At 69.8% G+C, this 21924-nt stretch carries 19 protein-coding genes; 12 read left to right on the plus strand and 7 right to left on the minus strand.

Features of this window, described 5'->3' with window-relative positions:
* The first annotated feature begins 12 nt into the window (after positions 1-12).
* Together ACFWHT_RS11895 and ACFWHT_RS11900 are read left to right on the plus strand one after the other, a co-directional pair.
* Positions 13-939: a restriction endonuclease gene (locus ACFWHT_RS11895; RefSeq protein WP_378828727.1), complete on the plus strand. Its 927-nt coding sequence runs from the start codon at positions 13-15 to the stop codon at positions 937-939.
* Positions 940-1012: 73 nt separating this feature from the next.
* Positions 1013-2491 (plus strand): DUF222 domain-containing protein, encoded by a 1479-nt coding sequence (locus ACFWHT_RS11900; protein ID WP_378828729.1) that lies wholly within the window; start codon positions 1013-1015, stop codon positions 2489-2491.
* A 183-nt stretch (positions 2492-2674) separates the two neighbouring features.
* Here ACFWHT_RS11900 and ACFWHT_RS11905 read toward each other — a convergent pair whose 3' ends face one another.
* The 5 genes from ACFWHT_RS11905 to ACFWHT_RS11925 are packed head-to-tail and all read right to left on the minus strand — an operon-like array spanning position 2675 to position 5061.
* Entirely contained in the window at positions 2675-2893 is a 219-nt protein-coding gene (locus ACFWHT_RS11905; RefSeq protein ID WP_378828731.1) for a hypothetical protein, read from the minus strand.
* A complete protein-coding gene (locus ACFWHT_RS11910) occupies positions 2893-3135 on the minus strand; it encodes a helix-turn-helix domain-containing protein (protein WP_378828733.1) in 243 nt (80 codons plus the stop codon). Before ACFWHT_RS11910 ends, ACFWHT_RS11905 begins: the two co-directional genes overlap by 1 nt.
* Entirely contained in the window at positions 3132-3848 is a 717-nt protein-coding gene (locus ACFWHT_RS11915) for a hypothetical protein (protein ID WP_378828734.1), read from the minus strand. Before ACFWHT_RS11915 ends, ACFWHT_RS11910 begins: the two co-directional genes overlap by 4 nt.
* Positions 3848-4444 carry a hypothetical protein gene (locus ACFWHT_RS11920; RefSeq protein WP_378828736.1) on the minus strand — a complete coding sequence of 199 codons (597 nt, stop codon included), beginning with the start codon at positions 4442-4444 and terminating at the stop codon, positions 3848-3850. Before ACFWHT_RS11920 ends, ACFWHT_RS11915 begins: the two co-directional genes overlap by 1 nt.
* Complete coding sequence (locus ACFWHT_RS11925; protein WP_378828738.1) at positions 4444-5061, minus strand: hypothetical protein; 618 nt, start codon at positions 5059-5061, stop codon at positions 4444-4446. The genes ACFWHT_RS11920 and ACFWHT_RS11925 overlap by 1 nt, the downstream gene beginning before the upstream one ends.
* Before the next feature lie 202 nt (positions 5062-5263).
* Here ACFWHT_RS11925 and ACFWHT_RS11930 point away from each other — a divergent pair, with 202 nt between their 5' ends.
* The 9 genes from ACFWHT_RS11930 to ACFWHT_RS11970 all read left to right on the plus strand — a co-directional run bounded on the left by ACFWHT_RS11930 (position 5264) and on the right by ACFWHT_RS11970 (position 17419).
* Positions 5264-7783, plus strand: a complete 2520-nt coding sequence (locus ACFWHT_RS11930; RefSeq protein ID WP_378828741.1) for an ATP-dependent Clp protease ATP-binding subunit — start codon at positions 5264-5266, stop codon at positions 7781-7783.
* Between the two features lie 228 nt (positions 7784-8011).
* Positions 8012-9460: an aldehyde dehydrogenase family protein gene (locus ACFWHT_RS11935; RefSeq protein ID WP_378828743.1), complete on the plus strand. Its 1449-nt coding sequence runs from the start codon at positions 8012-8014 to the stop codon at positions 9458-9460.
* 190 nt (positions 9461-9650) lie between these two features.
* Entirely contained in the window at positions 9651-11531 is a 1881-nt protein-coding gene (locus tag ACFWHT_RS11940; RefSeq protein ID WP_378828746.1) for an FAD-dependent monooxygenase, read from the plus strand.
* A gap of 144 nt (positions 11532-11675) precedes the next feature.
* Positions 11676-12677, plus strand: a complete 1002-nt coding sequence (locus ACFWHT_RS11945; protein ID WP_378828748.1) for an amidohydrolase family protein — start codon at positions 11676-11678, stop codon at positions 12675-12677.
* Positions 12678-12701: 24 nt separating this feature from the next.
* Positions 12702-13718, plus strand: a complete 1017-nt coding sequence (locus ACFWHT_RS11950) for a hypothetical protein (RefSeq protein WP_378828750.1) — start codon at positions 12702-12704, stop codon at positions 13716-13718.
* 1 nt (position 13719) lies between these two features.
* The gene (locus ACFWHT_RS11955; RefSeq protein ID WP_378828753.1) at positions 13720-14382 is read left to right on the plus strand and encodes an RraA family protein; all 663 of its coding nucleotides are present in this window, start codon (positions 13720-13722) and stop codon (positions 14380-14382) included.
* Between the two features lie 4 nt (positions 14383-14386).
* The gene (locus ACFWHT_RS11960; protein WP_378828755.1) at positions 14387-15043 is read left to right on the plus strand and encodes an RraA family protein; all 657 of its coding nucleotides are present in this window, start codon (positions 14387-14389) and stop codon (positions 15041-15043) included.
* The gene (locus ACFWHT_RS11965) at positions 15040-15693 is read left to right on the plus strand and encodes an RraA family protein (RefSeq protein WP_378828757.1); all 654 of its coding nucleotides are present in this window, start codon (positions 15040-15042) and stop codon (positions 15691-15693) included. The genes ACFWHT_RS11960 and ACFWHT_RS11965 overlap by 4 nt, the downstream gene beginning before the upstream one ends.
* Before the next feature lie 58 nt (positions 15694-15751).
* Positions 15752-17419, plus strand: a complete 1668-nt coding sequence (locus ACFWHT_RS11970; RefSeq protein ID WP_378828759.1) for an FAD-dependent monooxygenase — start codon at positions 15752-15754, stop codon at positions 17417-17419.
* 75 nt (positions 17420-17494) lie between these two features.
* On the opposite strand, the gene ACFWHT_RS11975 is transcribed toward ACFWHT_RS11970, so the two are convergent.
* A complete protein-coding gene (locus ACFWHT_RS11975) occupies positions 17495-18871 on the minus strand; it encodes an aldehyde dehydrogenase family protein (RefSeq protein WP_378828761.1) in 1377 nt (458 codons plus the stop codon).
* A gap of 114 nt (positions 18872-18985) precedes the next feature.
* Positions 18986-20152, minus strand: coding sequence for a PucR family transcriptional regulator (locus ACFWHT_RS11980; RefSeq protein WP_378828763.1), 1167 nt, complete (start codon positions 20150-20152; stop codon positions 18986-18988).
* 148 nt (positions 20153-20300) lie between these two features.
* Between ACFWHT_RS11980 and ACFWHT_RS11985 the strand changes: the two genes are divergently transcribed.
* Positions 20301-21911, plus strand: a complete 1611-nt coding sequence (locus tag ACFWHT_RS11985) for a thiamine pyrophosphate-binding protein (protein WP_378828765.1) — start codon at positions 20301-20303, stop codon at positions 21909-21911.
* Positions 21912-21924 lie beyond the last annotated feature (13 nt).

Consider the following 21924-nt stretch of genomic DNA (forward strand, 5'->3'; position numbering starts at 1 on the left):
GGAGGAGGCCACGTGACCGACGAGATGCCCAACTGGGAAGGCTTCATGATCCCGACGCTTCGGGTGCTCAGCGACGGCATCGTTCGGCATTGGCGCGAGTTCCAGCCGCTCGTGGCCGACCAGGTCAACCTGACGGCCGAGCAGAGGAAGGAGCTGCTGCCCTCGGGAAGTCAGCTGAAGTACGAGAACCGCATCGGATGGGGAGTCTCGTTTCTCACCAACGTCGGTGCTCTCGCTCGCCCCAAGCGGGGTCACTACACGATCACCGACGCTGGTAGGCAGCTCATCGATATGTATCCCCACGGCATCAGGGAACGGGACATCCGTGAGCTCGGTGAGGATCCGACCTCGCCGATCCGCGTGTACGAGAAGTCCGAACGCGCCAAGGCGGCGGTGCCGAGAATCCGCGACGACGTCGACGAATCGATGACGCCGATCGAGCAGGTGCAGCAGGGCATCGAACGCATCCACGACGACGTGGCTGCCGAGCTCATCGATCGCCTGCAGGGCAAGGAACCCGGGTTCTTCGAGCAGGCCGTGGTCGACCTTCTGCTCGCGATGGGGTACGGAGGCACCACGGGCAGCGGAACGGTCACGCAGCTGAGCAACGACGGTGGCATCGACGGAGTCATCGATCAGGACGTGCTCGGCCTCAATCGCGTCTATATCCAAGCCAAGCGGTACGCCACCGACAACGTGGTCCAGCGACCCGACATTCAGGGATTCGTGGGTGCACTGCAGGGCAAGGCCGATAGCGGCGTCTTCATCACGACGAGCCGGTTCTCAGAAGGCGCGCGTATCTATGCCGACGCTGTTCCCACCCGCATCATCCTGATCGACGGCAACCGCCTGTCCCGACTGATGATCCGCTATGGCGTCGGCGTGCAGGTGCGCGAGACGTTCAAGGCGATCGAGATAGATGAGGACTTCTTCGCCTGATCGCATCGGGTCGACTTATCCACAGAAGCTCGGACTTAACTCCGAATGTCGGTGGTTGTTGTCATCATAGAGTATGGCAACTTTCACCGAGGTCGCAGCCCTCGTTCCCACCGTGGGGGCGCGGCTCGGTGAGAGTGCGACGGCCGCGCAGGCGCAGACCGCCGTACAGGCCATGACGGATGCCGAGGTCGTCGCCGTGCTCCGTGAAGCAGCCGAGGTGGCGGCGCACGCCGAGCAACTGCGCGTCATCGCCGCGGGCGCCATCGCGACCCGCTCGCGACGCGACGCCGGCCACGCCGGTCTGTCGCAGGTCCGCGGCCACCGCACGCCCGTCTCGCTCGTCCAGCAGATCACCGGAGCCACCAAAGCGGATGCCGCCCGCCAGGTGCGCGTCGGCGAAGCCCTGCTGGGAACGGATGCGGCGCCACAGGACACGACGGATGCTGCTGCGCCGCACCCGTCGGCCGACTGGCGCACCCCGCTGCGTGACGCCCTGCGCGCCGGCGCGATCACCTCGGCGCAGTTCGACGCGATCCAGCGCGGGCTGGGGGAGCCGCCGGAATCGGATGCCGATGACGACGGCGACCGCGCTACCGCCGACGCGATCGCACGCGAAGCGTGGATGCAGGCCGCGGCTCAGCTCATCGCCGAAGCGACCGAACGCACCGTCGAAGAGCTCGCCGCAGCCGGCCGGACGATCCGCGACCTGCTCGACCCCGACGGCGCCGAGATGCGTCACCTGCAGCGGTTCGAGCGGCGCTCGTTCCGCATCTGGACAGACCAAGACGGCGCGCGGCGCGCCAGCCTCGCGCTGGACGACGAAGGCGGTGCGTTCCTAGAGGGAATCCTGTCCGCGGCACTGCGCCCACGACGCGGTGGCCCCCGCTTCGTCGACTCCGATGAGGTCGCCCGTGCCGCTGAGCTCACCGAAGACCCCCGCACCATGGAGCAGCTCGGCTACGACCTGATCCTCGACGTCCTGCGCGCCGGCGTCCTGGCCGAGCCCTCCGCCGTGTTCGGCACTCGCCAGGCGGGCGTGCGGATGGTGCAGGTCGTCGACCCGAGCGGCACCCCGAACCCTGTCGCCCACACCGAAGACGGGCTCGTCGCCCTGCCTGCCGCGGTCGCCGAACAGCACATCTGCGACACCGGCATCGTGGCGGTCACCGTCGACTCGCGCGGCAATCCGCTCGACGTCGGCCGCGAGGCGCGGCTCTTCACCCCACGCCAGCGCATCGCGCTCGCCGTGCGCGACGGCGGATGCATGTGGCGAGGCTGCGACCGCCCGGCGTCGTACTGCGAAGCGCATCACATCGATGAATGGGCCCGTGACAGCGGCCGAATCGACATCGATCGCGGCATCCTGCTCTGTCGGTTCCATCACATGAACCTGCACCACGGCGGCTGGCGCATCACCCGCGATGGCGCCGGCGACTTCGTGCTGCATCATCCCGAGGGGTCGGAGTTCGTGCTGCGCCGCCGCGCCGTGCTCGGCTACGCCTGGTCCGACATCGACCCACCGCCCAAGAGATTCCGGCCCGCCGCTGCCTGAGCCGCGGCGGGCGCCGCCTCGCCAGACGGTTGCAGGTCTGCGATCGCTTCGCGCGCTTCGCTTCTCGTCACTCTTCGCTTTCTCGTCACTGACTCACCGCCGAAGCCCGTCGTTCAACCCTCTCTGCTGAACCCTTCGCCGCGCGTGTGATGTCCGCGCCGCCCGCGCTGCACCGAGCGCTTCTCAGCCCGCGTTCCGCGGGTGTCGCTTCGCGACGCGTTCGTTGCCGCGCCGGTAGTTCCCCGTCCAGCGCGCCATCGCGCCCTGCGGATCGGATGCCGCATCCGCGAGGAACTCCTCCGCGCGGGCACCGCGCAGCACCGTCGCCCGACGGCCGTGATGCGTGATGACGACGCTGCCGTCCCCGCGCACCATGTACTCGAACCCGTGTGCGTCCGCCATCACGATCCCCCCGACGCCAGCACCAGCAGGTCGCCCACCTCGCACCCGAGTGCGTCGCAGATCGCACGAAGCGTGGAGTATCGAATCGCCCGAGCCCGATCGTTCTTCAGCACCGACAGGTTCACGATGCTCACCCCCACCCGGGCGCTCAGCTCGGTGAGAGTCATCCCTCGCTCGGCGAGAAGCTCGTCCAGACGGCAGTGGATGCCGGTGAACTCGTCATCCGCATCCGCAGGGCTCATACCAGCCCCTCCGTCTCGCGCTGCAGCTGGGCGCCGTACCGGAAGATCGCCGACAGCGCGAACAGACCCACCGCCACGGCGAACGGCCAGAGCGGCAGCTGCAGTCTGAACGGGATCGGCGAGGCATCCGAGCCCCAGTTCAGAGACTGCGCGGCCAGCGTCATCCCGATCTGCTGCAGCAGACCCCCGACGACCGCCGCCACCATCACGACGACCGCGACGACGGTGAAGGTTCGCCATACGGACCGGTGGAACGGAGCCCGCTCGCCGGCGCGTCGCGTCGCGTGGTGGATCGCCCAGGCGATGGCCGCGGAGGCGAGGAGCGTCAGCAGGGTCCCGGCGTAGAGCACGATCCGCGGACCGAACGGCACAGGACCGACGACCGGACCGCAGAGCATGGCGCCGTCGGAGACGTCGCCATCGATGCAGGCGGATGACGCCAGCGAGCGCTCCTGATCCCGCACCCACGGGTAGATCGAGTCGTCGAGCGCGACGGCCGACGTCCCCAGATTCATGAAGCCGCTGACGATCGCACCGAGCCCCATGAGCATCACCCATCCGTACGACGCGTTGCGTGTCACGTCCAGGGCGAGCGTCGTGCTGCCGTGCCTGCGGGCTCGTGCGATCGAGAACGCCGCGATGAGCCCCCCGATCACCAGCACGAGCACCAGGATCGACAGTCCCGAGAAAAGATCGCCGGTAGACAGCTCCATCACACCAATCCTTCCGTGTCCTTCTGCAGTGCCGTCCCCCGGCGGAACGCGTAGGCGATGAGCCCGAGCGCGCCGACGATCGCGAAGCCCATCCAGTAACTCAACGGGCTCCAGTACCCGATCTCGCCGTACCCCGCTGTGGTGCGCACGCTGCGAGCGATCGCGCTGTCCAGCAGATAGCAGCCCGCGGTGCCGATCAGCACCGCCGCCGAGATGGCGGTCAGCAGACGCCTCGCCAGGCGCGAGAACGATCGGCCGCCGGAGATCTCAAGGGCCAGCGCAACGCACGAGACGACCACCGCGACGCCCGTGACCGCAGCGAGCACGATCGTCCCGATGGTCAGCGCGGTGAGGGCGGCATCCGCATCCGTCACGGTCACGACCGCCTGCGTCACCCGCACCGTCGCCCCGGATGGTGAGTCGGTGGAGGCGTCACCCGCGGGAATCGGCACCTCGACCGCGAGTCCATCGGCCGTGAACGTGGTCAAGAACCGGTTCGCCGCGACGAACGCGATGCCCACGGTCGTGAGCACGGCGACGATGATCGTGCCGATGAGTTTCCCGCTGGTGAGCCGGTCATGAGATGCGCTGCTCATCAGACGAGTCCTTCCGTGTCGCGCTGCATCCGCTGACCCACCTCGAAAGCCGTGGTGACGAGGGCGAGGGCGATCCCCCACCCGATGGGCGAGGGATCGAACCTGACCAGGAACGTCCAGAAGGTGTCGGCGGCGGAATCGGGAAGCTGCTCGACCACCTGCGTCCGGGCGATGCCGCCGAGCAGAGGGGCGATCATCCCCGCGGCGATGAGACCGAGAGAGGCGGTCCCGAGCACCGGCACCATCGACCTGCGGAACGCGCGCTGCCGGATCAGCGAGTAGCCCAGCCACCACAGCGACATGCACACGATGATCGTCGCGAGCGCCGGAAGCGCGCTCTCGCCCAGCAGCAGCCATCGGGCACCGGCATCCACCGAGTCGAGCTCGACGACGGACTCCGTGTACTCGGCGGATGCCACGACCCCCACATCCTCGAGCGCGGGCATCGGCGCGTCGTGCAGCGGCAGCGCCACCGCCACGGGCGAGGCGAACACCTCCAGGCCGCGTCCTATCGCACCACTCAGGGCTCCGACGGCGATGCTCACGGCACCCGTCGCGACGAGGCCGAGCGTCACCGCCTCGAGCATCGAGGGCCGCCCGTCGCTCTTGATCATCATGTCCATCTCCATAACGACTGTCGTTGTTATCGCTTTTCGTTAACATAACGACAGTCGATAAACCGGTCAAGCCCCCGATCCGCAACCCGTCGTCATGCGGCTATGCCGACGGCGAACACGGCCGAACCAGCCCGCCTCGGTGGTTACGCTCGATGTACAAGGCACCACTGCCGCTTCGCCCCGTGCGAAAGGAAGTCACAGCATGTTCGAGAGATTCACGGACCGAGCCCGTCGTGTGGTCGTCCTCGCCCAAGAAGAGGCGAAGATGCTCAACCACAACTACATCGGCACCGAGCACATCCTGCTCGGCCTCATCCACGAGGGCGAGGGCGTCGCCGCCAAGGCGCTCGAGAGTCTGGGCATCTCCCTCGACGCCGTGCGCGAGCAGGTGCAGGACATCATCGGCCAGGGCCAGCAGCAGCCGACCGGCCACATCCCCTTCACCCCGCGCGCCAAGAAGGTGCTCGAACTCAGCCTGCGCGAGGCGCTGCAGCTCGGCCACAACTACATCGGCACCGAGCACATCCTGCTCGGCCTGATCCGCGAGGGCGAGGGCGTCGCCGCCCAGGTGCTCGTCAAGCTCGGCGCCGACCTGAACAAGGTGCGCCAGCAGGTCATCCAGCTGCTCTCGGGCGCCCCCGGCCGCGAGACCGCCGCCGTCGGCGCGCAGGCGAACGAGGGCCCCGCAGCCGCACAGGGCGGCTCGCAGGTGCTCGACCAGTTCGGCCGCAACCTCACCCAGGCCGCTCGCGACGGAAAGCTCGACCCCGTCATCGGCCGCGAGAAGGAGGCCGAGCGGGTCATGCAGATCCTCTCGCGCCGCTCCAAGAACAACCCCGTCCTGATCGGCGAGCCCGGCGTCGGCAAGACCGCCGTGGTCGAGGGCCTCGCCCAGGCGATCGTCAAGGGCGACGTGCCCGAGACGCTCAAGGACAAGCAGCTCTACTCGCTCGACCTCGGTTCGCTCATCGCCGGCTCCCGCTACCGCGGAGACTTCGAGGAGCGCCTGAAGAAGGTCACCAAGGAGATCCGCACGCGCGGCGACATCATCGTCTTCATCGACGAGATCCACACCCTCGTGGGTGCGGGCGCCGCCGAGGGCGCGATCGACGCCGCCAGCATCCTCAAGCCCCTCCTGGCTCGCGGCGAGCTGCAGACCATCGGCGCCACCACGCTCGACGAGTACCGCAAGTACTTCGAGAAGGACGCCGCGCTCGAGCGCCGCTTCCAGCCCGTCCAGGTGAACGAGCCGACGCTGCCGCACGCCATCAACATCCTGAAGGGCCTGCGCGACCGCTACGAGGCGCACCACAAGGTGCAGATCACCGACGGCGCCATCGTCGCCGCGGCGAACCTCGCCGACCGCTACGTCTCCGACCGGTTCCTCCCCGACAAGGCGATCGACCTGATCGACGAGGCGGGCGCCCGGCTGCGGCTGAGCATCCTCTCCTCCCCGCCCGAGCTGCGCGAGTTCGATGAGAAGATCGCGCGCGTCCGGCAGGAGAAGGAGGCCGCCAGCGAGGAGCAGGACTTCGAGAAGGCAGCGGCCCTGCGCGACCAGGAGAAGGAGCTGCTCGGCGAGCGGCTGCGCCTGGAGAAGCAGTGGCGCTCGGGCGACGTCTCGAGCCCCGCCGTCGTCGACGAGGGCCTGATCGCCGAGGTGCTCGCACAGGCCACCGGCATCCCGGTCTTCAAGCTCACCGAGGAGGAGTCCAGCCGCCTCGTGTTCATGGAGAAGGCGCTGCACCAGCGAGTGATCGGTCAGGAGGAGGCGATCGCCGCCCTCTCCCGCACGATCCGCCGCCAGCGCGCAGGCCTGAAGGACCCCAAGCGCCCCTCCGGCTCGTTCATCTTCGCCGGCCCCACCGGCGTCGGAAAGACCGAGCTCGCCAAGGCGCTCGCCGAGTTCCTCTTCGACGACGAGGCCGCCCTCATCTCCCTCGACATGTCGGAGTTCGGCGAGAAGCACACCGTCTCGCGCCTTTTCGGAGCCCCTCCCGGTTTCGTCGGCTTCGAGGAGGGCGGCCAGCTCACCGAGAAGGTGCGCCGCAAGCCGTTCTCGGTCGTGCTGTTCGACGAGATCGAGAAGGCCCACCCGGACATCTTCAACTCGCTGCTGCAGATTCTCGAGGAGGGTCGTCTGACCGACGGCCAGGGCCGCATCGTCGACTTCAAGAACACGGTCATCATCATGACGACCAACCTCGGCTCGTCGGCCATCGCCGGCGGACCGGTCGGCTTCCAGGTCGAGGGCAACTCGCAGACGACCTACGAGCGGATGAAGGGCAAGGTCGACGAGGAACTCAAGCGTCACTTCAAGCCCGAGTTCCTCAACCGACTCGACGACATCATCGTGTTCCCGCAGCTCGACAAGGATGAGCTGCGCCAGATCGTCGGCCTGTTCGTCAAGCAGCTGGCCGACCGCCTGCTCGACCGCGACATGACCGTCGAACTGTCGGACGCCGCCAAGGACAAGCTCATCGAGATCGGCTTCGACCCCGCGCTCGGCGCGCGCCCGCTGCGCCGCGCCATGCAGCGCGAGATCGAGGACCAGCTCTCCGAGCGCATCCTGCACGGCCAGCTCAACAGCGGAGACCACGTGAAGGTCGACGTCGCCGACGGCGCCTTCGTCTTCGACAGCGCTCCGCGCGGTGAGAAGGTGTCGGTGGGCATCAACACCGGCGGCGGCATCACCGCCACCCCCGACCTCGCGGCCGGCTGAGCCGACTGCTCCCGCGAAGGGCCCGGATGCGAAGGCATCCGGGCCCTTCGCCGTTCCGACGGATGCTGACGCACGCCCTGGTCCGCTCAGGGTCGCGCCGGTGCCATGCGACATGGTGTCCAGGGCATCCGCACCGCTTCGCTACGCGATGCGGAACCGGAGCGCATCCGGAGCGGCTAGCATCGCAACGATTCCGCTCACAGACGCACGCACAGCTGGAGGCCGACGATGGCGCGATGGGACCGCAGCGAGGCCGACGGCAGGATCTTCTCCGGCGGTTGGCGAGAAGCGGGCGGGGGGACGATTCCCGTCGTCTCGCCGGGCGACGGCAGCCTCGTCGGACGCACCGGGGTCGCCGACGACGCCGACGTCGAGCGCGCCGGACTGAGCGCGGTCGCCGCTCAGGCGGCGTGGGGACGCGCCTCGTACCGCACCCGGGCGGACGTGCTGATGCGGGCCGCCGAGGCGCTCCGCGAGATTCGCGCGGACGTCGAGGACGTACTGATCCGCGAGAGCGGATCACTCCCGGGCAAGGCGGCGCACGAGGTGGACAAGGCGATCGACGAACTCGTCGCCGCGGCGAGCCTCGTCACCATGTCACAGGGCGACATCCTCCCCGTGGAGGACCCGAGTACGCTCGGCATCGCCCGGCGCATCCCCGTGGGTGTGGTCGGCGTGATCGCGCCCTGGAACGCCCCACTCATGCTCGCCATCCGCTCGGTCGCGCCGGCGATCGCGCTCGGCAACGCCGTCATCGTCAAACCGGACGTCAAGACGGCCTTCTCGGGTGGCGCCGCCATCGCCGAGGCCTTCGCACGGGCGGGGCTGCCCGACGGCGTGCTGCACGTGCTTCCCGGCGGACCCGAGACCGGCGAGGCCGTGGTGCGCTCGCCGCACACGACGGTCATCTCCTTCACCGGCTCGTCGGCGGCGGGAAAGCGGGTCGGTGAGGTCGCCGGCGGTCTGCTCAAGCGCGTCGTGCTCGAGCTCGGCGGCAACAACGCGTTCATCGTCATGGCCGATGCGGACCTCGACCGCGCGGTCGCGAGCGGGGTCGGCGGATCGTTCCGCCACCAGGGCCAGATCTGCATGGCCACCGGCCGCCACCTGGTGCACGAGAGCATCGCCGACGAGTACGTCGAGCGGATGCGAGCCGCGGTCTCGCGCATGCGGCTCGGCGATCCGCTGCACCCGGAGACCACCCTCGGCCCGCTGATCACGATCGGGCAGGCGGAGCGCGTCCAGGGCATCGTGGACGCCTCCGTCGCAGGCGGTGCGCGGGTCGTGCAGGGCGGCACCCACGAGGGCGTGTTCTATCAGCCGACGATCCTCGACGGCGTCACCCCCGAGAACGCGGCCTTCCAGAGTGAGATCTTCGGCCCCGTCGCGCCCGTCACCCGGTTCTCCACCGACGAAGAGGCGCTCGCGCTCGCCAACGCCAGCGACTACGGTCTGTCGGCCGCGATCCACAGCCGCGACGTGGCCCGCGCCCTGGGCTTCGCCTCGCGCCTGCGGGCCGGCATGGTCGCGGTCAACGGACAGACGATCTACGACGCGGCCCATATCCCGATGGGCGGCATCGGCGCATCCGGCAACGGAGGTCGTCACGGTGGGCACTGGAACCTGGACGAGTTCACCTACTGGCAGTGGGTGACCGTCCCGACCACCTCGGCCTGAGACGCGACCCGACGGACGAGGGCGAGCCGAGCCGGAGGTCCGGCTCGCCCTCGCTCGTTCTCGTCGCGTGTCGTCGACGGCAGAATGCGACATCGTGTCGGAACCCGAGCCGGAGTTTCACGCCTGGCTCACGTATCCGCGGCACGGAGCCCGTTCATAACCTGGGGTTCCCGCAGTCGAGGAGGAGTCCGTGTCCGCAACCCAGAACAGCCGCAGTGCGTCCCTGCCGCCCATCGATGACGACCTCTGGCCGGAGTCGACAGAGGTGCTGATCATGGGCGGCGGGCCGGTCGGACTCTCGAGCGCCATCCTGCTCGCCCAGCGGGGCGTCGACGTGCTCCTGGTGGAGCGCCGGGACTTCGTGTTCCGCTTCCCGCGGGCGCACCTGCTCAACACCCGGACGATGGAGGCGTTCCACGACATGGGCGTCGCCGACGACATCTACGCGGCCACACCGAAGCACGACCGATGGCGCAAGGCGGTCTGGTACACGACGGCCACCGGGCCGGGCCGGTTCGACGGCCTGAAGATCGGCGAAGTCCCCGCCTGGGGCGGTGGTGAAGACGCCGAACGCTACCGGTCGTCCAGCCCGCGCGCGTTCGCGAACATGCCTCAGCTGCGCCTGGACCCGCTCATCCACCGGCACGCGGTCGCCGCCGCCCCGGGCCGGATCCGCCAGGGCCAGGAGGTGGTCGGCATCGACCAGGACGGCGAGGCGGCGGTCGTGCGCATCCGCGACCGCGAGAGCGGGGAGCTGCGCAGCGTGCGCGCACGCTACGTGATCGCAGCCGATGGCGGGCGCAGCAGCGCCGACATGCTGGGCGTCGAGATGGAGGGCCCGCGCGACATGCGCGAGGTGGTGAACTACCACGTCAGCCTCGACCTGTCGTCGTGGTCGGAGCCGGATGCCCTGCTCGGCCACTTCCTGCACCCCGCCGGCGGAGCGAGAAGGCGCGGCACGATCCAGGCGCTCGGACCGACGCACTACAACCGGAACTCCGAGGAGTGGCTGGTCTCGGTGGCGGCATGGATGCTCGAGGGCGACGCGAACGACGAAGAGGTGCTGTTCGAGTCGATCCGGCGGATGCTCGGACTCGCGCAGGACCACGCCATCACCATGCACTCGATGACCAGGTGGAACTACAACGGTCTGGTCGCCAAGAGCTTCCGGGTCGGGCAGGTCTTCCTCGCCGGCGACGCCGCGCACAAGCATCCCCCGACGGGCGGACTTGGGTTGAACAGCGGCATCCAGGACGTGCAGAACCTGTGCTGGAAGCTCTCCGCTGTGCTGCGCGGAGAGGCTCCGGATGCGCTGCTGGACAGCTACGAGGCGGAGCGCCGGCCGATCGTGGCCTGGTACACGGCGCACTCGCTGGAGAACGCGAACCGGCATCCTCCGATCGCCGAGGCGCTCGGCTTCAGCGACGACGAGGCCGACGGGTACCGCCACCTGGAGGTCTTCGTCGGCGAGGGTCCGCAGAGCGACGACATGCGCCGACGAGTAGCCGCCGAGGTGGCGCACAACGCCCACGACTACAGTCAGCTCGGCGTCGAAGCCGGGTATCACTACTGGGCCGGGGCGTTCGTGCCGGACGGCTCGCCCGTGCCCGGAGACGCGTCCGATCCCGTCGCGTTCCACCCGACCTCGCGCCCGGGGCACCATCTGCCGCACGTGTGGCTGGCGGATGCCGCCGACGCGGGCGCCGGCGAGATGCGCTCCACACACGATCTCGTCAGGCCGAGGGGGCTCACCCTGCTCACCTCCGACGCGGCCGCCTCGCGGTGGAGACGGGCGGCACAGGCCGTCGGCGGCTCCATGCCGATCACCCTCGTCGCCGTCCCCGACGACGAGGGCTGGAAGGGCGTGCGCCAGATCGACGACGACGGCGCCCTGCTGGTGCGGCCGGACCGCAAGGTCGCCTGGCGCTGCGCATCCGGTGTCGCCGATCCGGCTGCGGCGCTGAGGGCGGCGATGGAGATCATCCTCCGCGGTGGGGACGCACCCCAGGACGACCCTGCCGAGCCGTATCTCCAGCGCATCCGCGCCGCCGCGAGCGTCCTGGTGCAGTGACCCGCCGTCGTCGCGCAGCCGGTGCCGCACCGTTCGTACACGGTGTCGCATCGGGTGCCGGGAGATTCCCGCAGCGGCCCGATTCTCGCCCGGCGCCGCTCCCGTAGCGTCGAACCGAGGCGCACAGATCCCGAAGGAGTAACCGTGATCATCGATGTCCACGGCCACATGACCGCACCGGACGCGTACTACGCGTGGAAGGCGTCGCTGCTCTCGCACCGCGGAGCGCACGGCGGCCGACCGCCCGCGATCAGCGACGACGCGCTCATCGCGTCGTACGCGGCACCGCATCCGAGTTTCGGGAACATCTCTCACCTCGAGCACATCGACGGAGCCGGCATCGACGTGCAGCTCATCTCGCCGCGTCCGTTCCAGATGATGCACAGCGAGCGCCCGGCGAAGCTCGTCGAGTGGTTCACCGAGGAGACCAACAACCTCATCCATCGCGCGACAGAGCTGTTCCCGGGCAGGTTCCGGGGCGTCGCCGGCATGCCGCAGAGCCCCGACCTGACCCCTGAGCAGTGGACGAAGGAGCTGCGCCGCACGGTGAGCGAGCTCGGCTTCGTGGGCGCCATGCTCAACACCGACCCGCACGAGGGCACGGAGACGCCGCCCGCGCTGGGCGAGCGCTACTGGTACCCGGTGTACGAGGCGCTGTGCGAGCTGGACGTGCCCGTGCTCATCCACTCGGCCGGATGCAAGCCGCCAGCGCGCGAGCCCTACAGCCTGCACTTCATCCAGGAGGAGACGGTGGCCGTCTGGAGCCTGGTGAACTCCTCCGTGCTGAAGGACTTCCCCGACCTCAAGGTCATCGTCTCCCACGGCGGCGGGGCGATCCCGTACCAGGTCGGCCGCTTCCTGCCCTCGGTCGTGCGCACGGGAGTGTCGTACCTCGACAAGCTGCGCAGCCTGTACTTCGACTCCTGCCTCTACACCCAGGACAGCCTAGAGCTGCTGATGAAGACCGTGGGCACCGACCGGGTGCTGTTCGGGTCCGAGAAGCCCGGCACGGGCTCGCAGATCGATCCCGAGACCGGCCGCTGGTTCGACGACATCCATCTGCTCATCGACGACATCGAATGGCTCGACGCCGATCGTCGCGCCGACGTCCTCGAGAACAACGCACGCAGCATCTTCCGCCTCTAGCCACCGAACGGGAAAGGACCGACCATGACCGAGATCGTCGCCGGAATCGGCACGTCGCACGGACCGCAGCTGAAGGCAGCCCCGCCGGAGGCCTGGGAGACCCGCGGGGTCGCAGACCGCCGCAGCAAGGGCCTGAAGTTCCGCGGGGGCACGTACAGCTTCGACGAGCTGCGCGAGCTGCGCGAGGACTTCTCGCACGAGATCACCCACGACGTGATGCGACGGCGCTGGGACAGCTGCCAGGCATCGATGGACCGCGTCGCGCAGTACATCCGCGAGCAGGACGTCGATGTGCTCGTCATCGTCTCCAGCGACCACAAGGAGACCTACGGGGACGAGTGGCTCGCGCCGTTCTCGGTCTTCTGGGGCGACGAGGTCGCCCACGTGCCGTTCACCCAGGAGCAGCTCGATGCGATGGCGCCCGGGCTTGCCGAGGCGGCGATGGGCGACGTGCCCGACCACACGATCATGCGTCCCACGCACCGTGAACTGGGCAAGCACATCATCCAGTCGACGCAGTCCGAGGACTTCGACACCGGAGCCACCGAGGTCGTGCCCGCCGGCCGGTACGAGAACCATTCCATCCCGCACGGCTTCGGCTTCATCTACCAGCGGTTCATGGGCGAGGACTCCACCGTGCCCATGGTGCCGATCTTCATCAACACCTTCTGGGAGCCGAACCCGCCCAGCGCGAAGCGCTGCTACGACTTCGGACGCGCCGTCGGCCGGGCCATCCAGTCCTTCCCCGGAGACCTGCGGGTCGGCGTCGTCGCCTCGGGCGGACTCAGCCACTTCGTCATCGACGAGAAGCTGGACGGTGAGTTCATCGAGGCCATGAAGAACCACGACGCCGAGTACCTGTCACAGGTCCCCGCCTCGGAGATGATGTCCGGCGCGTCCGAGCTGCGCAACTGGATCGCCGTGGCCGGCATCGCCGACGAGGTCGGTCTGCAGGTGACGAGCTCCGACTACGAGGCGTGCTACCGCACCGAAGCGGGCACCGGCAACGCCATGGGCTTCGTGACCTGGGGGCGCGCCTGACATGACGGATCGGATCGTCGAGGCCCTGCGCGCGCTGGACAGCTGCGCCGTGTCGGACGCCCTCGACACGCTGGGCCTGCCCGGCGCGGTGACCGCGCTGTCGCCCATGTGGCCGGCCGGTCGCACGGTCGCCGGCCGGGTCAGGACGGTCACTGCCGCACCCAAGTCCGCCGCGGGTCCCGCAACGCACATCGCAACGCCGCTGGTGGCGGTCGCCGAGCCGGAGGACGTCGTCGTCATCGACAACCACGGGCGCACCGACGTCTCCTGCTGGGGCGGCCTGCTCGCCGAGGCGGCCGTGCAGCGGGGCATCGCCGGCGTCATCGTCGACGGCGCCTGTCGTGACGTGCAGGAGAGCCAGGCGCTCGGCCTCCCCGTCTTCGCCCGCCGCGCCGTGCCCGTCAGCGCGCGCGGTCGCATCGTCCAGCAGGCCATGGACGAGCGCATCCAGGTCGCCGGCGTCTCGGTCGCGTCCCGCGACTACGTCATCGCCGATGTCAACGGCGTCGTGTTCGTGGCCGCGGCCGACGCCGACCGCGTCGTCGACCTCGCCCGCCGGGTCGCCGAGCGCGAGACGCGGATGTCGCAGGCCGTGCGCAGCGGCCGCGACGTGAGCGAGGTCATGCACGATTCCCAGTTCCCCACCGTCACCGCATCGGAGTGATCGCATGTCAGACGACGCCCTCGTCCGGCGGTTCGCCGCTCTCGGCACCGCCACCGTCTCGGACGCCCTCGACAAGCACCAGAGGACGGGCAGCCTGCTCGGGCTCTCGCCGCTTGCCGACGGGCAGCGGATGGCGGGACGCGCCTTCACCGTGCGCTACATCAGCGCGCAGACCCCGGCGGGCACGGTGGGGGACTACATCGATCAGGTGAAGCCGGGCCAGGTGGTCGTGCTCGACAACGATGCGCGCGTCGACTGCACGGTCTGGGGCGATATCCTCACCGCCGTCGCCCACCACCGAGGAATCGCGGGAACCGTGATCGAGGGCGTCTGCCGGGACACGCACCGCGCGCTGTCGCTCGGCTATCCGGTCTACAGCCGCGGTCGCTTCATGCGCACCGGCAAGGACCGCGTGGAGGTCGCCGAGGAGCAGGCGCCCGTGACGATCGGCGGCGTGACCGTGCGGCCCGGCGACATCCTTCTCGGCGACTCCGACGGGGTCGTGGCCGTCCCCCAGGACATCGAGAAGCAGATCCTCGAGACCGCGGAGACGATCCACGCGCGCGAGGAGTCGATCCTCGAGGCGGCCCTGGCCGGCGCCACCATCGCCGAGGCCCGCGCGCGTTTCGGCTACCACAACCTGCAGAGGGCCGAGGGATGACGTCCGCCGACGCTCTGCAGGATGCCGAGGAGCTGCTGCGGCTGGGCAGCGCCACGCTCTACGAGGCGTCTCGCAGCGACTGCTTCCTGGATGCGGCGTTCCGCCCCGCCTGGGAGGGTGCGCAGGTCGTCGGGCGCGCGTACCCGGTGTCCGCCCAGCTCGGTGACAACCTCGCCCTGCACCACGGCATCGAGGCGGCGTGCGAAGGAGACGTGCTCGTCGTGGACGCCGGCGGCGGCGTCCACGGCTACTGGGGCGAGGTCATGACGGTCGCCGCGCAGGCGCGCGGCATCCGGGGTCTCGTCATCGACGGCGGCGTGCGCGACACCGCTCAGCTGGCCGGCCTGGGCTTTCCCGCGTTCAGTACCTCCATCTCCATCCGCGGCACGATCAAGCAGTGGCCGGGAGTGCTCGGTCGTTCCGTCACCCTGCGCGGACGGGTGGTCCACCGCGGCGACGTCATCGTCGCCGACCGCGACGGCATCGCCGTGATCCCCTCGGCGCGCTACGACGAGGTGCTCGCGTCCTCGCGGGAGCGCGCCGCCAAGGAGGACGCCTTCATGGCCAGGCTGCGGGACGGCGAGAGCACGCTCGACCTCTACGACTTCCGCGGCTTCGGGGCGCCGGAGCGCGGGCCGGCCGAACGCTGATCGATGACGGCGCGACCGGACGCAGACACCTCACACTGATCGGAATCGGGAGAATCACATGACGCAGGCGGCGCTGGACGCGGACGTCCTCATCATCGGGGCGGGCCCCGTCGGACTGGTCGCAGCGCTCGACCTCAGCGCGCGAGGTGTGTCGACGATCGTCGTGGAGCAGCGCGAGTTCCTCCAGCCGCCGAACGTGAAGTGCAACCACGTCGCCTCCCGCACCATGGAGAGCTTCCGCCGGCTGGGTATCGCCGCCGAGGTACGGGCGGCCGGGTTGCCGGCGGACTACCCGCAGGACGTCGCCTTCCGCACCTCGCTGACCGGCATCGAGTTCGCCCGCATCCCGATCCCGGCCAGCGGCGAGCGGTACACGTCGCGCACCGGACCGGACACCGCATGGCAGACGCCCGAGCCGCCGCATCGCATCAACCAGACCTTCCTCGAGCCGATCCTCGCGCGCCACGCCGCGCAGGCGCCCGGGGTGACCCTGTTGAACCGCACCCTCTTCCACACCCTCGCGCAGGACGAGTCCTCGGTGTCGGCGGTGATCTCCGACCTCGATGCCTCGAACGAGCGCACGGTGCGCGCCCGCTACCTGATCGGTGCCGACGGTGGGCGCTCGATGGTGCGCAAGCAGATCGGCGCCAAGCTGAGCGGCGATCCTGTGCTGCAGCACGTGCAGTCCACCTGCATCCGCTCGGCCGACCTCTACCGCGGGATGTCGGCGGACGAACCGCGGGCGTGGGGCTACTACACGTTCAACCGTCGCCGCCTCGGGCACGTCTACGCGATCGACGGTCGAGAGACGTTCCTGGTGCACACCTACCTCTCCCCGGAGGAGGCCGCGCAGGAGGGGTCGGTGGATCGCGACGCCGCGATCCGCGCGATCCTCGGCGTCGACGAGGACTTCGACTACGAGGTCGTCTCGAAGGAGGACTGGATCGCGCGCCGGCTGCTGGCCGACCGCTTCCGCAGCGGCCGGGTCTTCATCGCCGGTGACGCCAGCCACCTGTGGGTGCCCTTCGCAGGATTCGGGATGAACGCGGGCATCGCCGACGTGCTCAACCTCACCTGGCAATTGGGCGCGCACCTGAGCGGATGGGCCGACGAGGGCATCCTCGACGCCTATGAGGCCGAGCGGCGACCGATCACCCAGCAGGTCTCGCACTTCGCGATGAATCACCAGCAGAAGCTCGCACGGCCCGCGCTCCCGGATGCACTCGAGGAGAGCACGCCGGAGGGCGAGAGAGCCCGCGCCGAGTTCGGCGCCGCCGTGCACGCCCTCAACGAGCCGCAGTTCGCCGCGGCCGGGCTCAACTACGGCTACGTGTACGACGCCTCGCCGATCATCGCGTACGACGGCGCCGAGGCGCCCGGGTACACCATGGGCACATACACGCCCTCGACGGCTCCGGGCTGCCGGGCCCCGCACTTCGTGCTCGCCGACGGCACCTCGTTCTACGACCGGCTCTCCGACGGGTACACGCTGGTGACACATGACGGGTACGGCAGCCCCGCCCTCGTCGAGGAGGCCGAGCGACGCGGCATCCCGCTGGTCGTGGTCGAGCCCGGTGACCGGGTGCTCCCGGCGGAGTACGCGGCGCCGCTCACGCTGGTCCGCCAGGATCAGCAGGTGGTCTGGCGGGGCGCCGCGCTCGACGCGGCGGATGCCGCCGAGCTCTGCGAACTGCTCCGCGGCGCCCGCGTGCGCGTCGCCGTCTGAGCGGCTCCGCGGCGGAACAGGAAGGCGCCGGATCGAAAGATCCGGCGCCTTCTCGTTCTCGGGAGAGGGTCGGGCTCAGCGGCGGATGACCTTCGTCGCCGCCATCGCCTTGAGCCCCTCCACGCCGAACTCGAGCCCGTAGCCGGAGGCCTTCACACCGCCGAACGGGGTCGACGGGTCGACGCCTCCGTGCTGGTTGATCCACACGGTGCCGGCCTCGAGGCGCAGTGCGATCTCCTTCGCCACCTCCTCGTCCGGCCCCCACACCGATGCGCCGAGCCCCTGGTCCGTGCCGTTCGCGCGGCGGACGGCGTCGTCGACATCGCTGTAGCGGACCACGGGCAGCACCGGACCGAACTGCTCCTCGTCGACGATGGCCGCCCCGTCCTCGACGTCGGCGATGATCGTGGGGCGGTAGAACAGTGGGCCGAGGTCGGTCGCGGGCTCGCCGCCGGTCACGATGCGCGCGCCGCGCGCACGGGCGTCCTCGACGAGCCGCGAGACGATGTCGAACTGCGAGGGATTCTGCACCGGTCCCAGCCGGTTGGTCTTCACATGTCCGGAGCCGATCGGTGCGGTCTCGGCGATCGCGGCGAGCGCCTCGACCAACTCGTCGTACACCGACTCGTGCACGTACAGGCGCTTGAGCGCCGCGCAGACCTGCCCCGTGTTCATGAAGGCGCCCCAGAAGAGCTTGTCGGCCACCTGGGAGACATCCGTTCCGGGCAGCACGATGCCCGCGTCGTTGCCGCCGAGCTCCAGGGTCAGGCGGGCGAGGTTGTTCGCGGAGCTCTCGACGATGCGACGCCCGGTCGCGGTCGATCCCGTGAAGACGATCTTGGCGACGTCAGGGTGCGAGGCGAGTGCGGCGCCGACCTCGCGATCGCCGGAGATCGCGGTCACGACGCCGTCCGGCAGATGCCGGCGGAAGATCTCGACGAGGGCGAGCACGCTGAGCGGAGTGTTCTCCGAGGGTTTGATCACGACGGTGTTGCCCATCCGCAGCGCGGGCGCGATGTGCCAGACGGCGATCATCACGGGGAAGTTCCACGGACCGATCGAGGCGACGACGCCGAGGGGCACGTAGTGCAGCTCCGAGCGGTCGTCGAGCCGCTGGGTCTCGAGCACCGTGTCGGCGGCGCCGCGCAGCCAGTGCGCCGCGCCGTGGGCCTCGCCCGCGCCGGCGATCTTCCCCTGCTCGTGGGTGATGATCTCGCCGAGTTCCTCGGCATGCGCGTCGATGTCGTCGGCGACGGCGTGCATCAGCCGCGAGCGCTCGGCGTGGCCCAGGGCCGCCCAGGCCGGCTGCGCCGCGGATGCCGCAGCGATCGCCGCGTGCAGCTCCGCCACCGTCTGCTCGGGCGCGTGGCCGAACACCTCACGGGTCGCGGCATCCAGGAGGGGGCGGCCGTGCTCGGCGTCGACCGAGACCGTGTCGAGGAGTGCGTTCATCTGCGGAGTCCTTCCGTCTGCACCGGCGGAGCGTCGGCGACGACCGAATAATGATCTCTAATCAATATACTCAATTTGTCGCCGGGGGTGCTGGCCGGCTTCCGGCGTCGCGGATCAGCGCAGACCGGCGAGCGTGGCGACTCGCAGAGCGGTGTGCAGCTCGCGCCGCATCACGCCGTCGGCGAGGTCGACATCGGCGATCGCCTTGACCCGGTCGAGGCGGTAGTACAGCGTGCTGCGATGGATGTGAAGCTCCTGTGCGGTGCGCTGGGCGTCGCACCCGTGGTCGAGATAGGCCTCGAGCGTCTCGGCGAGGTCGGGCCCCGATTGGGCGGCGAGCAGTCGCTGCACCGGAGCGGGCAGATCCGACGGGGTGAGCTTCTCCACGGGCAGCTGCAAGAGCACGCGGTCCAGGCCGAGGTCGTCCCAGTGCACCATGCGACCGCGCGAGGGGTCGATGTCGGCGCCGCGTGCCGCGATGCGAGCCTCTCGCCGTGAGCGGTGCGCATCCGCCAGTGTCGCGTGCGCGCCGCCGACCCCGGCGCGCAGATCGGTGAAGGCGGGCAGGTCGAGCAGTGCGCTCAGCCGGTCGCTGTCGATCTCGTACGGCACGAGCAGGACGGCCTCGGCGTCCAGCACGGTCCCCACGGCCTTGAGTGTCGGGTAGGCGGGAATCGCGGCCAGCGCGCGGTCGAGCGCCAGCCGCAGCGTGGCGGTGTTCACGTCCGCGCGCGGGGGCGGGGAGAGCGAGATGACGGTGTAGTGCGGGGCGGGTGAGATCAGGCGGTCGGTCAGCATCTCGTCGGCGGCCCGGATGCTCTGATCGCCGTCTCCCTCCAGCAGGGCCGCCACGAGGCGACGGGTGCGGTCCTCGTCCTCGCGCGCGCCGAGGGCCATGGCGGCCAGGATCACCCCGATCTGCGCGCGGCTCTCGCGGATCGCCTCGTCCTCGACGACGTCGCCGTCCGGCAGGTCATCGGGGATCGTCGACGAGATGTAGCCGACCAGGTGGCCGTCATGGCGCACCGGGGCGACGATGCGGGTCCTGCCCCCCTCGAGCGGCGGAATGCGCACGGGGCCGTCGGACTGCGCGACGCGATACTCGCGGATCGACTCCCGGGCTCGCGACGAACCGCGGTGGGAGAGGATGATCGCGAGCCGCGCATGGTCGACGTCCTCGCCGTGGATGCTGAAGGCGATCACGTTGAAGTCGGCGTCGAAGACGATGATCGGGCGGCCGAGATGATCGGCGTACGCCTGCACGTGCTCCTCGAGATTCATCGAACGACTCCCTCTCGCCTGGCTGGTCGTCGTCGGCGTCGCCTGGCATCCGCGCCGCAGTCGATTCTATGCGGCCGCCAGCTGCGCTTGTGATGGCGCCGCCAACTGATATATATTCAATATAGTCAATTAGGAAAGGCATACATCCATGGCGAAGATGACGGGCGGCGATGCCCTCACCCAGGCACTGATCAGCGAGGGGACGGACACCGTCTTCGGCATCCCCGGGGTGCAGCTGGACGGACTCACCGACGGCATGTACCGACGCCAGGACGAGCTGAGCCTGCTGGTCCCACGGCACGAGCAGAGCACCACCTACATGGCCGACGGATTCCACCGGGTCACCGGCCGGCCCGGCGTCGCGATGGTCGTGCCGGGTCCCGGGGTGCTCAACGCCGCAGCCGGCATGGCGACCGCCTACGCCTGCTCCTCGCAGGTGATGCTCCTCGCCGGAACCATCCCCAGCACGCTCGTCGGCTCCGGGCTGGGCGCTCTGCACGAGATCCCGAAGCAGACCGAGACGATCGAGGGACTGACCAAGTGGACGGCGCGGCCGAGCCGCGTCGAGGAGATCCCCGAACTCGTGCACGAGGGTTTCCGTCAGATGCGCACGGGGCGTCCGCGGCCGGTCGCACTGGAGCTCGGCCCCGACCTCCTGCACGCCGTCGCCGATCTGGAGGTGGGGGAGCCGTTCGCGGCAGCCGCGCCGACCGTCCCCGACGACGGCGTCGCGGAGATCGTCGAGCTCCTCAACGCCAGCAGCCGCCCGGTGATCCACGTGGGAGGCGGCGTCCGCGGGCAGCGCGCGTTCGACCTGCTCCCGCGCCTCGCCGAGCTCCTGGACGCACCGGTCGTGATGAGCGAGAACGGACGCGGCGCGCTCGACGCCCGTGATCCCCATGCCCTGCCCGCCTTCTCCCTGTGGGAGCTGCGCGGCACGGCCGACGCCGTCGTCTCGTTCGGCAGCCGGTTCCTCACGCCCTTCGGGCAGCAGGCGAACATCGGCGACGCGCGGCTCGCCCTCGTGAACATCGATCCCGACGACGTCCGGGCACCACGGCGCCCGGATGTGACGGTCATCGCCGACGCGACGACCGTGCTGGAGGCGCTCGTCGCCCGGCTCGAGGCCCGCGCGGGCTGGGGCGAGGAGCTGCGCCGGCTGCGCGAGGACTGCGAGAACCGCATCCGGGCCCAGGTCGCGCCGCAGATGGCCTTCGTCGACGCCATCCGCGCCTCGCTCCCCGCCGACGGGATCTTCGTGAACGAGCTCACCCAGATCGGCTACGTGTCGACCTACGGCTTCCCCGTGCAGGCCCCGCACTCGTACGTCTGGCCCGGATATCAGGGCACCCTCGGGTATGCCATGCCGACGGCTCTCGGCGCCGCGGTCGGCGCCGGCGAGCGCCCGGTGGTCGTCGTCACCGGCGACGGCGGCATCGGCTGGTCGCTGCAGGAGTTCGCGACCGCGAAGAGGTACGGCATCCCGCTGATCACGGTGCTCTTCGAGGACAACCGCTTCGGGAACGTCTGGCGCATCCAGCGCGACAGCTACGGCGGAAGATTCATCGGCTCCGACCTGGTCAACCCCGACTTCGCCCTTCTCGCGCAGGCCTTCGGCGTCGACTTCGCACTCGCCGAGGACGCCGATGCCGTGCAGAAGGCCGTCGGCGCTGCGATCGCGGCCCGCAGGCCCGCCATCATCAAGGTGCCGGTGGACGTGTTCCCGTCGCCCTGGCCGCTCATCCACGAGAAGCACTGACCGCAGTCCGAGA

Origin of the sequence: Microbacterium sp. NPDC058342, from assembly GCF_042723935.1 — a bacterium.
Taxonomy (GTDB): Bacteria; Actinomycetota; Actinomycetes; order Actinomycetales; family Microbacteriaceae; genus Microbacterium.

Bases quoted from the DNA above. Each gene is read 5' to 3' on its own strand.
- ACFWHT_RS11900 (WP_378828729.1), top strand. From the start codon at position 1,013: ATGGCAACTTTCACCGAGGTCGCAGCCCTCGTTCCCACCGTGGGGGCG.
- ACFWHT_RS11905 (WP_378828731.1), bottom strand. From the start codon at position 2,893: ATGGCGGACGCACACGGGTTCGAGTACATGGTGCGCGGGGACGGCAGC.
- ACFWHT_RS11910 (WP_378828733.1), bottom strand. From the start codon at position 3,135: ATGAGCCCTGCGGATGCGGATGACGAGTTCACCGGCATCCACTGCCGT.
- ACFWHT_RS11915 (WP_378828734.1), bottom strand. From the start codon at position 3,848: ATGGAGCTGTCTACCGGCGATCTTTTCTCGGGACTGTCGATCCTGGTG.
- ACFWHT_RS11920 (WP_378828736.1), bottom strand. From the start codon at position 4,444: ATGAGCAGCGCATCTCATGACCGGCTCACCAGCGGGAAACTCATCGGC.
- ACFWHT_RS11925 (WP_378828738.1), bottom strand. From the start codon at position 5,061: ATGATGATCAAGAGCGACGGGCGGCCCTCGATGCTCGAGGCGGTGACG.
- ACFWHT_RS11930 (WP_378828741.1), top strand. From the start codon at position 5,264: ATGTTCGAGAGATTCACGGACCGAGCCCGTCGTGTGGTCGTCCTCGCC.
- ACFWHT_RS11935 (WP_378828743.1), top strand. From the start codon at position 8,012: ATGGCGCGATGGGACCGCAGCGAGGCCGACGGCAGGATCTTCTCCGGC.
- ACFWHT_RS11950 (WP_378828750.1), top strand. From the start codon at position 12,702: ATGACCGAGATCGTCGCCGGAATCGGCACGTCGCACGGACCGCAGCTG.
- ACFWHT_RS11955 (WP_378828753.1), top strand. From the start codon at position 13,720: ATGACGGATCGGATCGTCGAGGCCCTGCGCGCGCTGGACAGCTGCGCC.
- ACFWHT_RS11960 (WP_378828755.1), top strand. From the start codon at position 14,387: ATGTCAGACGACGCCCTCGTCCGGCGGTTCGCCGCTCTCGGCACCGCC.
- ACFWHT_RS11965 (WP_378828757.1), top strand. From the start codon at position 15,040: ATGACGTCCGCCGACGCTCTGCAGGATGCCGAGGAGCTGCTGCGGCTG.
- ACFWHT_RS11970 (WP_378828759.1), top strand. From the start codon at position 15,752: ATGACGCAGGCGGCGCTGGACGCGGACGTCCTCATCATCGGGGCGGGC.
- ACFWHT_RS11975 (WP_378828761.1), bottom strand. From the start codon at position 18,871: ATGAACGCACTCCTCGACACGGTCTCGGTCGACGCCGAGCACGGCCGC.
- ACFWHT_RS11980 (WP_378828763.1), bottom strand. From the start codon at position 20,152: ATGAATCTCGAGGAGCACGTGCAGGCGTACGCCGATCATCTCGGCCGC.
- ACFWHT_RS11985 (WP_378828765.1), top strand. From the start codon at position 20,301: ATGGCGAAGATGACGGGCGGCGATGCCCTCACCCAGGCACTGATCAGC.